Here is a 12,942-nt window from a genome sequence, read left to right on the forward strand (position 1 = left end):
CCCGTCCTTCATCACCAGAATTCGCACCGCCATGACCGATCACATGATGCGCCTCGCCGGCCTCGAGCCGTTCAACGTCACGTCCGGAACGCTCTTCATCAACGTCGGTGAACGCACCAACGTCACCGGCTCGAAGGCGTTCGCACGCATGATCCTCAACGGCCAGTTCGACGAGGCGCTCGCGGTCGCGCGCCAGCAGGTCGAGAACGGCGCGCAGGTGATCGACATCAACATGGACGAGGCGATGCTCGATTCGAAGGCGGCAATGGTGCGCTTCCTGAACCTGATCGCATCGGAGCCGGACATCGCGCGCGTGCCGATCATGATCGACTCGTCGAAGTGGGAAGTGATCGAGGCGGGCCTGAAGTGCGTGCAGGGCAAGGCGATCGTGAACTCGATCTCGCTGAAGGAAGGCGAGGATGCGTTCCGCCACCACGCGCACCTGATCCGCCGCTACGGCGCGGCGGCCGTCGTGATGGCGTTCGACGAAACCGGCCAGGCCGATACGTTCGCGCGCAAGACCGAGATCTGCAAGCGCTCGTACGACTTCCTCGTGAACGAAGTCGGCTTCCCGCCGGAAGACATCATCTTCGACCCGAACATCTTCGCGGTCGCGACCGGTATCGAGGAGCACAACAACTACGCGGTCGACTTCATCGAGGCGACCCGCTGGATCAAGCAGAACCTGCCATACGCGAAGGTGAGCGGCGGCGTGTCGAACGTGTCGTTCTCGTTCCGCGGCAACGACCCGGTGCGCGAGGCGATTCACACCGTGTTCCTGTATCACGCGATCCAGGCGGGGATGGACATGGGCATCGTCAACGCGGGCCAGCTCGGCGTGTACGCCGACCTCGATCCGGAGCTGCGCGAGCGCGTCGAGGACGTGATCCTGAACCGCCGCGACGATTCGACCGACCGCTTGCTCGAGATCGCCGACAAGTTCAAGGCAGGCGGCGCGAAGAAGGAAGAGAACCTCGAGTGGCGCAACCAGCCGGTCGAGAAGCGGCTCTCGCATGCGCTGGTGCACGGCATCACGAACTTCATCGTCGAGGATACCGAAGAAGTGCGCGCGAAGATCGCCGCGGCCGGCGGCCGCCCGATCAACGTGATCGAAGGGCCGCTGATGGACGGGATGAACATCGTCGGCGACCTGTTCGGCCAGGGCAAGATGTTCCTGCCGCAGGTCGTGAAGTCGGCGCGCGTGATGAAACAGGCGGTCGCGCACCTGATCCCGTTCATCGAGGAAGAAAAGCGCCTGCTCGCGGAAGCGGGCGGCGACGTGCGCGCGAAGGGCAAGATCGTCATCGCGACCGTGAAGGGCGACGTGCACGACATCGGCAAGAACATCGTGTCGGTCGTGCTCCAGTGCAACAACTTCGAAGTCGTCAACATGGGCGTGATGGTCCCGTGCAACGAGATCCTCGCGAAGGCGAAGGTCGAGGGCGCGGACATCATCGGGCTGTCGGGCCTCATCACGCCGAGCCTCGAGGAAATGGCGTACGTCGCGTCCGAAATGCAGCGCGACGACTACTTCCGCGTGAAGAAGATCCCGCTGCTGATCGGCGGTGCGACGACCTCGCGCGTGCACACCGCCGTGAAGATCGCGCCGCACTACGAAGGCCCGGTGGTGTACGTGCCGGACGCGTCGCGCTCGGTGTCGGTCGCCTCCAGCCTGCTGTCCGACGAAGGCGCGACGAAGTACCTCGACGAGTTGAAGTCCGACTACGAACGCATCCGCGACCAGCACGCGAACCGCAAGGCGCAGCCGATGGTCACGCTCGCCGAAGCGCGCGCGAACAAGACCAAGGTCGACTGGGCGGGCTACCAGCCGGTGAAGCCGAAGTTCATCGGCCGCCGCGTATTCAAGAACTACGACCTGAACGAGCTCGCGCAGTACATCGACTGGGGCCCGTTCTTCCAGACCTGGGATCTCGCGGGCCCGTACCCGGCGATCCTGAACGACGAGATCGTCGGCGAATCGGCGCGGCGCGTGTTCTCCGACGCGAAATCGATGCTCGCGCGCCTGATCCAGGGCCGCTGGCTGACCGCGAGCGGCGTGATCTCGCTGCTGCCGGCGAACACCGTCAACGACGACGACATCGAGATCTACAGCGACGAATCGCGCTCGGAGGTGCTGCTGACCTGGCGCAACCTGCGCCAGCAGAGCGTGCGCCCGGTGGTGGACGGCGTGATGCGGCCGAACCGCTCGCTCGCCGACTTCATCGCGCCGAAGGAATCGGGCGTCGCCGACTACATCGGGATGTTCGCGGTGACGGCCGGCCTCGGCGTCGACGCGAAGGAAAAGCAGTTCGAAGCCGACCACGACGACTACAGCGCGATCATGCTGAAGGCACTCGCCGACCGCTTCGCGGAAGCCTTCGCGGAAGCGATGCACGCGCGCGTGCGGCGCGAGCTGTGGGGCTATGCGAGCGGCGAGACGCTCGACAACGATGCGCTGATCGCGGAAAAGTACGCGGGCATCCGCCCGGCGCCCGGCTACCCGGCCTGCCCCGACCACCTGGTGAAGCGCGACATGTTCGACGTGCTGCGCGCGGACGAGATCGGCATGAGCGTGACCGACTCGCTGGCGATGCTGCCGGCCGCGAGCGTGTCGGGCTTCTATCTCGCGCATCCGGACAGCACGTATTTCTCGGTCGGCAAAATCGGCCAGGATCAGCTCGAGGACTACGCGCAGCGCATGGCGCTGTCGCTCGACGACGCGCGCCGCGCGCTCGCGCCGCAGCTCTGATCGGCCCTTCGACGGGCGCGCCACCGCCCGTTATCGTCAGACAAAAGAAAAAGCCCGCTCGAACGCGGGCTTTTCTGCCTTTCGATCCTTTCGGACCGGCCGGGCAAGCAGGCTCAGAAGCCCCAGTGCACGTCGGCTTCGCCGGCTTTCGCTTCGCGCAGCATCGTGAGGAAGGGCGCAACGCGCTGGGCCAGGCTCGCCGGCACTTCGTGGTGCGCGTGGTCGGCTTCGTCCTCGTGGAAATGGCCGGCGTGCTCGGCGCGCTCCTGCTTCGCCTGCGCGACCGCGCCTTCCAGCTTGGCGATCGCGTGGTCCAGCTCGTCGTGCGTAATCACCCCGCGCTCGCCCAGCTGCTTGCCGACGAGACCCAGCACATACACGGCGAAATCCTTCAGCACGTCGAGATCCTGTGCCGCCTTGCTCTTGAACGTAATCATGACAATTCCCTTTTCATCTTGTTGTGCCTGCGCGGCGCGGTTGGGGAACGCCGGCAGACCGGCGTCCGGCCTCGCGGACGCGGGCCGCCTGAGCGGCATATTAGCACCTGTTAAAATTCTGCGATCCCTGAAACGCGCGCTTAAAAAGCGCGCCGGCGGCCCGGCGTTTCCGGCCGCCACCAACGAAGCCTTCTACCAGCATGCTGCCAGCACACAAACAGACCCTCGAAGCCCTGCTCGCGGATAGCGTCAAGCAGGTCGCACACGCGCTGAAAGGCGCCGACGCGGCAAACGCCGACGTCACGTTCGTCGCCCCCGCCATCACGCTGGAGCGCCCGAAGGTCGCCGCGCACGGCGACGTTGCGTGCAACGTCGCGATGCAGCTCGCGAAGCCGCTCGGCACGAATCCGCGCCAGCTCGCCGAGCAGATCGTCGCCGCCCTCACCGCGCAGCCGGGCGCGCAAGGCCTCGTCGAAGCCGCCGAGATCGCCGGCCCCGGCTTCATCAACCTGCGCCTGTCGGCCGCCGCGAAGCAGGCGGTGATCGCCGCCGTGTTCGACCAGGGCCGCGCGTTCGGCACGTCGGATCGCGAGAAAGGCAAGCAGGTGCTGCTCGAATTCGTGTCGGCGAACCCGACCGGCCCGCTGCACGTCGGCCACGGCCGCCAGGCCGCGCTCGGCGACGTGCTCGCGAACGTGATCGCGAGCCAGGGCTACGCGGTGCACCGCGAGTTCTACTACAACGACGCAGGCGTGCAGATCGGCAACCTCGCGATCTCGACGCAGGCACGCGCACGCGGCCTGAAGCCGGGCGACGCCGGCTGGCCGGAAGCGGCGTACAACGGCGAATACATCGCCGACATCGCACGCGACTTCCTGAACGGCGAAACGGTCGCCGCGTCGGACGGCGAGCCGGTCAAGGGCACGGGCGACGTCGAGGATCTCGACGCGATCCGCAAGTTCGCGGTCACGTACCTGCGTCGCGAGCAGGACATGGATCTGCAGGCATTCGGCGTGAAGTTCGACCAGTACTACCTCGAGTCGTCGCTGTACAGCGAAGGCCGTGTCGAGAAGACGGTCGACGCGCTGATCAAGGCCGGCATGACCTACGAGCAGGACGGCGCGCTGTGGCTGCGCACGACCGACGAAGGCGACGACAAGGATCGCGTGATGCGCAAGTCGGACGGCACGTACACGTACTTCGTGCCGGACGTCGCGTACCACGTGACGAAGTGGGAGCGCGGCTTCACGAAGGTGATCAACATCCAGGGTTCGGACCACCACGGCACGATCGCGCGCGTGCGCGCCGGCCTCCAGGGCCTGCACATCGGGATCCCGAAGGGCTACCCCGACTACGTGCTGCACAAGATGGTCACCGTGATGCGCGACGGCCAGGAAGTGAAGATCTCGAAGCGCGCGGGCAGCTACGTGACGGTGCGCGACCTGATCGAATGGTCGGGCGGCGCGGCGGCGGGCCAGGAAGCGGCGCCCGACCTGATCGACGAAGCGACCATCACGCGCGGCCGTGACGCGGTGCGGTTCTTCCTGATCTCGCGCAAGGCCGATACCGAGTTCGTGTTCGACATCGACCTCGCGCTGAAACAGAACGACGAAAACCCGGTCTACTACGTCCAGTACGCGCATGCGCGGATCTGCTCGGTGCTCAACGAGCTGAAGTCGCGCTACAACGTCGACGTCGCGCAGCTGCCGGGCGCCGACCTGTCGCAACTGACGAGCACGCAAGCGGCGTCGCTGATGCAGAAGCTGGCCGAGTACCCGGACATGCTCACGCACGCGGCCAACGAACTGGCACCGCACGCCGTTGCGTTCTACCTGCGCGACCTCGCTGGCGAATTCCACTCGTTCTACAATGCGGAGCGCGTGCTGGTCGACGACGAAGCGCCGCGCAATGCGCGCGCCGCACTCCTCGCCGCAACCCGGCAGGTGCTCGAGAACGGCCTGGCGGTGCTCGGCGTGTCCGCGCCCGCGAAGATGTAAGGCAGTAAGCGGCCCGAACCGGGCAGCGAATGGCTGCGGCTGGAGCGCCCGTCGCAGCCTTTTCACGATTCTTTTTGCAGGTGACTCAAGCAATGGCACAACCACGCCGAACTTCGAAGCAATCGAAACAAGCCGGAGGGACATTTCTTGGAATCGTGCTGGGCCTGATCGTCGGCCTCGCGATCGCCGTGGTGGTGGCGCTCTACATCACGCGTTCCCCGTCGCCGTTCGTATCGAAGGTCGCGCCGCCGCCGGCCGACAACGGCGCGAGCCAGCCGCAGCAGTTCGATCCGAACCGCGCGCTGCAGGGCAAGACGCCGGGCCAGCCGGTGCCGCAGGCCGCGCAGCCCGCGCCGCCGAACACCGCGCCCGGCCAGGCCGCGAACCAGACCCAGGGCGGCCTGCTGCCCGAGCCGCAAATCGTCGAAGTGCCGCCGCAGGCCAACGGGTCGAGCGGCTCGAACAACACCGGCAGCTCGAACAATTCGACCGCGTCGACCAACACGTCGTCGAGCAACGGCGTGGCCGTCGCGCCGAAGCCGGCCGACACCACGCCGCCGCCGAAGAAGACCCAGCAGGCGCAGCAGCAACAGCAGCAAGGCGGCGAGGACGACCTCGCCCGCTTCGCCGCGCAGAAGCAGGCGCAGCAAGCGGCCGCGCAAAAGCAGCAGCAACAGCAACTGGCCGCGAACACGCCGAAGCCGACCTCGTCGGCCGCGGGCGCCGCGACGGCAAAGCCGCCGACCGCGAACGACGCGAATACCGGCTACTTCCTGCAGGTGGGCGCGTACAAGACGGAAGGCGACGCCGAGCAGCAGCGCGCGCGCCTCGGCTTTCAGGGCTTCGAGTCGAAGGTGTCGAAGCGCGATGTCAGCGGCGTGACGTATTTCCGCGTGCGTGTCGGCCCATTCTCGAAATTCGAGGATATGAACTCGGCTCGCCAGCGCCTGTCCGATGCAGGTGTCGACACGGCGGTGATTCGTTTCACGAAGCAGTAAGCAACCGGCCGAGCCCACTCAGAACCCGTTACGTTTCGTAACCCGAGCAACTGATTCGACGTTCACAACATGAAAAAACTGCTTAGCACGCTCCTTCTGTCCCTGGGCCTGGCCGCCGGCCTCGCGCAGGCTTCGCCCGCCGCACCGGTCTCCGGCAAGGACTTCGAGGTGATGAAGTCGCCGCAGCCGGTGTCCGCGCCGGCCGGCAAGGTCGAGGTGATCGAATTCTTCTGGTACGGCTGCCCGCACTGCTACGAATTCGAGCCGACGATCGAAGCCTGGGTGAAGAAGCAAGGCAACAACATCGACTTCAAGCGCGTCCCCGTCGCATTCCGTGACGATTTCGTCCCGCACTCGAAGCTGTTCTATGCGGTGTCCGCGCTCGGCATCTCCGAGAAGGTCACGCCGGCGATCTTCAACGCGATCCACAAGCAGAAGAACTACCTGCTGACGCCGCAGGCGCAGGCCGACTTCCTGGCCACGCAGGGCGTCGACAAGAAGCAGTTCACGGACGCGTACAACTCGTTCAGCGTGCAGGGCGAAGTGAACCAGTCGGCCAAGCTGCTGAAGGACTACGCGATCGACGGCGTGCCGACGGTCGTCGTCCAGGGCAAGTACAAGACGGGCCCCGCTTACACGAACAGCATCCCGGGTACCGCCCAGGTGCTCGACTTCCTCGTGAAGCAGGTTCAGGACAAGAAGCTCTGATCCCCGCCCGCGCGCCGGCATGACTACTCCGCTGAAGGTCTTCATCACCGGCGCATCGAGCGGCCTCGGCCTCGCGATGGCCGAGGAATACGCCCGCCAGGGCGCCACGCTCGCACTCGTCGCGCGCCGCACCGATGCCCTCGAGGCGTTCGCGCGGCGCTTCCCGAAGCTGTCCATCTCCGTCTATTCCGCCGACGTGCGCGACGCCGACGCGCTCGCGACGGCCGCCGCGTCGTTCATCGCGACGCACGGCTGCCCCGACGTCGTGATCGCGAACGCCGGCATCAGCCAGGGCGCCGTCACGGGCCAGGGCGATCTCGCGGCGTTCCGCGACGTGATGGACATCAATTACTACGGGATGGTCGCGACGTTCGAGCCGTTCGTCGGCCCGATGACGGCCACGCGCCACGGCACGCTGGTCGGTGTCGCGAGCGTTGCCGGCGTGCGCGGGCTGCCCGGTTCCGGCGCGTACAGCGCGTCGAAATCGGCCGCGATCAAGTATCTCGAAGCGCTGCGCGTCGAGTTGCGGCCGGCCGGCGTCGGCGTCGTGACGATCGCGCCCGGCTACATCCGCACGCCGATGACCGCGCACAACCCGTACCGGATGCCGTTCCTGATGGACGCCGATCGCTTCGCCGCGCGTGCGGCCCAGGCGATCGCGCGGCAACACGCGTTCCGCGTGATTCCGTGGCAGATGGGCGTCGTCGCGAAAGTGCTGCATGTGTTGCCGCGCTGGCTGTACGACCGCCTGTTCGAGAAGGCACCGCGCAAGCCGAAGGCGGGCGCGCACTGACGCACCGGTGAGCGCTGGGCCCGCGTGAAGCTGCGCGGGCCGTCTCTCCGCTTCTCCGCTTCTCCGCTTCTCCGCTTCTCCGCTTCTCCGCACCGACGCCTGGCCGTTTCGACGCTTCGATTCGCGACACGCCCGCACCGCGCCCGCGCCATCCCCAACGCGCCGCTGCCCTGCATCCCCGGCGCCAGCGTTCCGCCGCCCGCCGCCTCCTTCGCCCCACTCGCCGCCCCACTCGCCGCCCCAACACCCGTTCCGTCGCGAACGCAGCCGTTTTTCGGCCAATTCGCCGCGTTCAGGCGCCTTTTTTCACGCGCCGCGCGCTTTGACGGTATGCTATTCGCCAGCCGCGCCGGCCCTGTCCGCTTCCGGGCCGCGCCCGCATCCCGTCACCCAGCAAAAAACACAAGCCACGTGGGAGATCCTATGCAGGTCAAGCTGTTCGCCGCGGCCACGCTCGCCGCCGCCCTCGCCGCCCCCGGCCTCGCCGCCGCCAAGCCGCTCACCGTCTGTACGGAATCGAGCCCGGACGGCTTCGACGTCGTGCAGTACAACTCGCTCGTCACGACCAACGCGTCGGCCGACGTGATCTTCAACACGCTCGTGTCGTACGACGAAGCCGCGAAGAAAGTCGTGCCCGCGCTCGCCGACAAATGGGACGCGAGCGCCGACGGCCTGACGTACACGTTCCATCTGCGCCCGAACGTCGCGTTCCAGACCACCGAGTATTTCAAGCCGACCCACGCGCTCGACGCGGACGACGTCGTGTTCACGTTCTCGCGGATGCTCGACGACGCGAATCCGTGGCACAAGGTGGCCGGCGCGAGCGGCTTCCCGCACGCGCAGTCGATGGGCCTCGTGAAGCTCGTGAAGTCGGTCACGAAGGTCGACGACAGCACCGTGAAGTTCGTGCTGAACGAGCCGAACGCGACGTTCGTGCCGATCCTGACGATGGGCTTCGCGTCGATCTACTCGGCCGAATACGCGGACCAGCTGCTGAAGGCCGGCAAGCAGGCCGACCTGAACGCGAAGCCGGTCGGCACCGGCCCGTTCGTGCTGAAGAGCTACACGAAGGACGCGCTGATCCGCTACGACGTGAACCCGACCTACTGGGGCACGAAGCCGAAGGTCGACCGGCTGATCTATGCGATCACGCCCGATCCGTCGGTGCGGCTGCAGAAGGTGAAGGCCGGCGAATGCCAGATCGCGCTGTCGCCGAAGCCGCAGGACGTGCTCGCCGCGAAAGGCGAAAGCGCGCTGAAGGTCGTGCAGACGCCTGCGTTCATGACCGCGTTCGTCGCGCTGAACACGCAGAAGAAGCCGCTCGACAACGACAAGGTGCGCGAAGCGCTGAACCTCGCGTTCGACCGCGCGACCTACCTGAAGGTCGTGTTCGACAACACCGCGACGGCCGCGAACAATCCGTATCCGCCGAACACGTGGAGCTACGCAAAGGACGTCGCGCCGTATGCGTACGATCCGGCGAAGGCGAAGCAGCTGCTCGCGCAGGCCGGCTTCCCGAACGGCTTCTCGACGACGATCTGGACGCGTCCGACCGGCAGCGTGCTGAACCCGAATCCGAAGGTCGGTGCGGAGCTGCTGCAGGCCGACCTCGCGAAGATCGGCGTGAAGGCCGAGGTCAAGGTGATCGAATGGGGCGAGCTGATCAAGCAGGCGAAGCTCGGCCAGCATGACATGCTGTTCATGGGCTGGGCCGGCGACAACGGCGATCCGGACAACTACCTGTCGCCGCTGTTCAGCTGCAATGCGGTGAAGTCGGGCATCAACTTCGCGCGCTTCTGCGACTCGCAGCTCGACAAGCTGATCGCCGACGGCAAGTCGACCGCCGACCAGGCCAAGCGCGCGAAGCTGTATGAAGCTGCGCAGAAGATCATCCACGACCAGGCGCTGTGGATTCCGCTCGGCTACCCGACCGCGGCCGCGCTCACGCGCACGAACGTGAGCGGCTATCACGTGAGTCCGTTCGGACGGCAGAACTTCACGACCGTCGCCGTGCAGTAACGCGACCCTCGCGCGTGGCGCGCAAGCGACGGTGCGTCCGACCGTCGCTTGCGGCCCGCGCGCCGCGCTTGCTACACTGCGCGCCTATTCCTCATACCGGACGCCAGCCAAAGTGAACAACTAAGCCTTCCCAAAATGTTTTCGCCGCCGTGCCACGCACGCCGCGCGCGAAGGTCTTCACGCATTTTCGGAGGTGCTTATGGCTGCAGCCACGCCCACCGGCGCGCTCGTCGCGCTTCATCACGTTTCCTTCCGCTTCGACGACGGCTTCACGCTGTTCGATTCGCTCGACCTTTCCATCGACCGCACGCCGACCGGCATCGTCGGCCGCAACGGCATCGGCAAGAGCCAGCTCGCGCAATTGATCGCGGGCCGCTGCGCGCCGAGCGCGGGGACGATCGAGCGGCACACGTCAGTCGTCTACGTCGCGCAGCAGCATGACGACGGTGACGTATCGGCCGGCCCGCGAACCGTCGCGCAGATCGCCGCGCTCGATGCACCGCTCGGCGCGCTCGCGCGTCTCGCCAACGGCCGCGCGGAACCGCACGACTTCGACCTGATCGGCGATCGCTGGGATCTCGCGGAGCGGCTGCGCACCGCGCTCGACGCAGCCGGCCTGCACGACGTGCTTGCCGACACGCCCGCGCGGGCACTGAGCGGCGGGCAGCTCGCGCGCGTCGCGCTGATCGGCGCGCTGCTGTCCGGCGCGGGCCTGCTCGTGCTCGACGAGCCGACCAACCATCTCGACGCGCCGGGCCGCGCGTGGTTGCGCGCGGCGCTCGACGGCTGGCGCGGCGGCCTCGTCATCGTGAGCCACGACCGCGCGCTGCTCGCCGACGTGCAACGGATCGTCGAGCTGACGCCACAAGGCGTGCGCGCGTATGGCGGCAACTACGCGCTCTATCGTGCGCAGCGCGACGCGGAACAGGATGCCGCGCAGTCCGCGCTCGACAACGCGCGCGCGGAACGCGGACGTGCCCGCCGCAGGCTCGAACAGGAACACGACACGATCCAGCGTCACGCGGCCGCGTCGCTGCGCGACGCGAAGACGGCCAACCTGTCGTCGATGGCAAAACAGAGTCGCAAGGGTGCGGCGCGCAGCATCATGGGCACGGTGCGGCGCCACCAGAACGAATTCAAGGCGACACTCGACGAACGCGTACAGGAAGCGGCCGCGCGCGTCGAAGCCGATGCGCCCGTGCTCGTGTCGCTGCCGGGCACCGCGGTCAGCGCACGCCGCCAGTTGTTCACGCTCGACCGCGCGCAACTGCCGTGGCGCATCGCCGGCGCGGCCGATGCGATCACGTGGTCGGCGAGCGGCCCCGTGCGCATCGCATTGACGGGCCCGAACGGCTGCGGCAAATCGACGTTGCTGCGAATGCTGGCCGGCGAACTCGAACCGCGTTCAGGCGCGTGCACGACGCACGTGAGCGCCGCGTATCTCGACCAGCGGCTCGCGCTGCTCGATCCCGACCGCTCGATCGTCGAGCAACTGGAGCTGCTCGATACGCCGCTCGCCGAAGGCGACCTGCGCAGCCGGCTCGCGCTGTTGCAGCTCGACGCGGTGCGCGCGACGCAGCCGGCGCGGCAACTGAGCGGCGGCGAACGGCTGAAAGCCGCGCTCGCGTGCGCGTTGTGGCGCGGCACGCCCGCGCAACTGCTGCTGCTCGACGAGCCGACCAATCACCTCGATCTCGAATCGGTGCGGGCGATCGAAGCCGCACTGGCGGGCTTTCCCGGTGCGATCGTGGTCGCGTCGCACGACTCCGCGTTTCTTGCGGCGCTCGACCCGACGCACACGATGCAATGGCATCGCGACGGGTGGCGCTACGAACCCGTCGCTTGAGGAGAACGAACGGTGTCAGCCGGCGGTGCAGAACCGCAGCACGCCGTCGTCGCCCTGCTCGCGCACGAGCTCGCCCGCAAGCCACAGCAGGTTCAGGTGCGCGAGCGCCTCGCCGAGCGCGAACGTCATCTGGTGGATGTCGAGCTCGCGGCGGCGGAACATGATCGGCACGATGTCGGCCGCGCTCATCGGCTGTTCCGCGCACGCGACGCGCACCTCGGCCAGGCGCGCGTCGTGGTGTTCGCGCAGTTGCGCGATGCGCGTGCGCACGCCGCGGAATGGCTTGCCGTGCGACGGCAGCACCAGCGTATCGGGCGCCATCGTCTCGTAGCGGCCGAGCGACTGCAGGTACAGCGCGAGCGGGTTCGCTTCCGGTTCGAGGTCGAACACGGACACGTTCGTCGAGATGCGCGGCAGCACCATGTCGCCGGAAATCAACACGCCGTCCGCTTCGCTGTGCAGCGCGCAATGTTCAGGCGAATGGCCGAAGCCGGTCACGACGCGCCACGTGCGCGCGCCGATCGTCACCGCGTCGCCCTCACGCAGGCGCCGATAGCGCGGCGGCACGGCCGGCACGAGATCCGAGTAGTAGTTGCGACGGTTGCGCAGCTTGTCGAGCGCGGCCGGATCGGTCAGCCCATGGCGCGCGAAATGATCGGCGGCGGCCGCGCCGCCCGCGTTCGAGCCGTTGCCGGCCGCCATCAGGCAGCCGAACATGTACTCGCCGAGCGTCATCCACAACCGCACGTTCCAGCGGCCCTTCTCGCCGCCTTCGCACAGCCAGTTCGCGAGGCCGAAGTGATCGGGGTGGCAGTGCGTGACGAGCACGCGCAGCACGGGCAGGCCGTCGAGATGCGTGTCGAAGATCTGTTCCCAGTGCGTGCGGATCGCATCCGATGCGATCCCGCAATCGACGATCGTCCAGCCGGCCTGCCCGTCGATCTCGTCGCGCAGCAGCCAGAGGTTGATGTGATCGAGCGAGAACGGCAGCGGCATGCGCAGCCAGCGCACGCCGGGCGCGACCTCGAACGTGTCGCCCGCGGCGGGCAGCGTGTCGGCGAAGGGATAGTCGAGTTGGTGTTCCAGTGCGTTCATCGGTGGGGCGTCTCGTCGTTATCGGTGCGATTGCACGCCGGCGGCAGGCCATGGCGGGCGGTGCGTCGATTCTATCGCCGTCCCGAGGAACGCGTGCCCGGCGGCTGGCTGCCGGTCAAAAAAAGTTCGTGCCAGAATCGGTTCCGTACCCGTATCTTTACGCGAAGATGCACCGAACGGCTCCCAACGGCGGACAACCCGCCGCCTGCCTGCCGGCCGCGCGTCGCCGCAACGCCCTTGAACCGCCCGCTTGGGCGCTAAAATGGCGAGTGCTTACAGCCCCTCCCGAACGAGCCTGCA

The 12,942-nt window shown here is 67.2% G+C and carries 9 protein-coding genes; 7 read left to right on the forward strand and 2 right to left on the reverse strand.

Annotation, left to right across the window (positions count from 1 at the left end):
• Nucleotides 1-31: 31 nt before the first annotated feature.
• Nucleotides 32-2,749 carry a methionine synthase gene (gene metH / locus CFB47_RS16705; protein ID WP_179258954.1) on the forward strand — a complete coding sequence of 906 codons (2,718 nt, stop codon included), beginning with the start codon at nt 32-34 and terminating at the stop codon, nt 2,747-2,749.
• Between the two features lie 113 nt (nt 2,750-2,862).
• Here metH and CFB47_RS16710 read toward each other — a convergent pair whose 3' ends face one another.
• A complete protein-coding gene (locus CFB47_RS16710) occupies nt 2,863-3,186 on the reverse strand; it encodes a DUF1840 domain-containing protein (RefSeq protein WP_089426439.1) in 324 nt (107 codons plus the stop codon).
• A gap of 200 nt (nt 3,187-3,386) precedes the next feature.
• Here CFB47_RS16710 and argS point away from each other — a divergent pair, with 200 nt between their 5' ends.
• The 6 genes from argS to CFB47_RS16740 all read left to right on the forward strand — a co-directional run bounded on the left by argS (nt 3,387) and on the right by CFB47_RS16740 (nt 11,547).
• Nucleotides 3,387-5,183, forward strand: a complete 1,797-nt coding sequence (gene argS / locus CFB47_RS16715) for an arginine--tRNA ligase (protein ID WP_089461702.1) — start codon at nt 3,387-3,389, stop codon at nt 5,181-5,183.
• A 92-nt stretch (nt 5,184-5,275) separates the two neighbouring features.
• Nucleotides 5,276-6,181: an SPOR domain-containing protein gene (locus CFB47_RS16720; protein WP_089461703.1), complete on the forward strand. Its 906-nt coding sequence runs from the start codon at nt 5,276-5,278 to the stop codon at nt 6,179-6,181.
• 69 nt (nt 6,182-6,250) lie between these two features.
• Nucleotides 6,251-6,889, forward strand: coding sequence for a thiol:disulfide interchange protein DsbA/DsbL (locus tag CFB47_RS16725; protein ID WP_089441130.1), 639 nt, complete (start codon nt 6,251-6,253; stop codon nt 6,887-6,889).
• Between the two features lie 19 nt (nt 6,890-6,908).
• Nucleotides 6,909-7,682: an SDR family oxidoreductase gene (locus CFB47_RS16730; RefSeq protein WP_089441131.1), complete on the forward strand. Its 774-nt coding sequence runs from the start codon at nt 6,909-6,911 to the stop codon at nt 7,680-7,682.
• A gap of 423 nt (nt 7,683-8,105) precedes the next feature.
• Entirely contained in the window at nt 8,106-9,701 is a 1,596-nt protein-coding gene (locus CFB47_RS16735; protein WP_089457014.1) for an ABC transporter substrate-binding protein, read from the forward strand.
• Nucleotides 9,702-9,900: 199 nt separating this feature from the next.
• A complete protein-coding gene (locus tag CFB47_RS16740) occupies nt 9,901-11,547 on the forward strand; it encodes an ABC-F family ATP-binding cassette domain-containing protein (RefSeq protein WP_089461704.1) in 1,647 nt (548 codons plus the stop codon).
• 15 nt (nt 11,548-11,562) lie between these two features.
• On the opposite strand, the gene CFB47_RS16745 is transcribed toward CFB47_RS16740, so the two are convergent.
• Nucleotides 11,563-12,642, reverse strand: coding sequence for an MBL fold metallo-hydrolase (locus CFB47_RS16745; protein WP_089461705.1), 1,080 nt, complete (start codon nt 12,640-12,642; stop codon nt 11,563-11,565).
• Nucleotides 12,643-12,942 lie beyond the last annotated feature (300 nt).

Source organism: Burkholderia sp. AU27893 (assembly GCF_002223205.1).
In the GTDB taxonomy this organism is placed as follows: Bacteria; Pseudomonadota; Gammaproteobacteria; order Burkholderiales; family Burkholderiaceae; genus Burkholderia.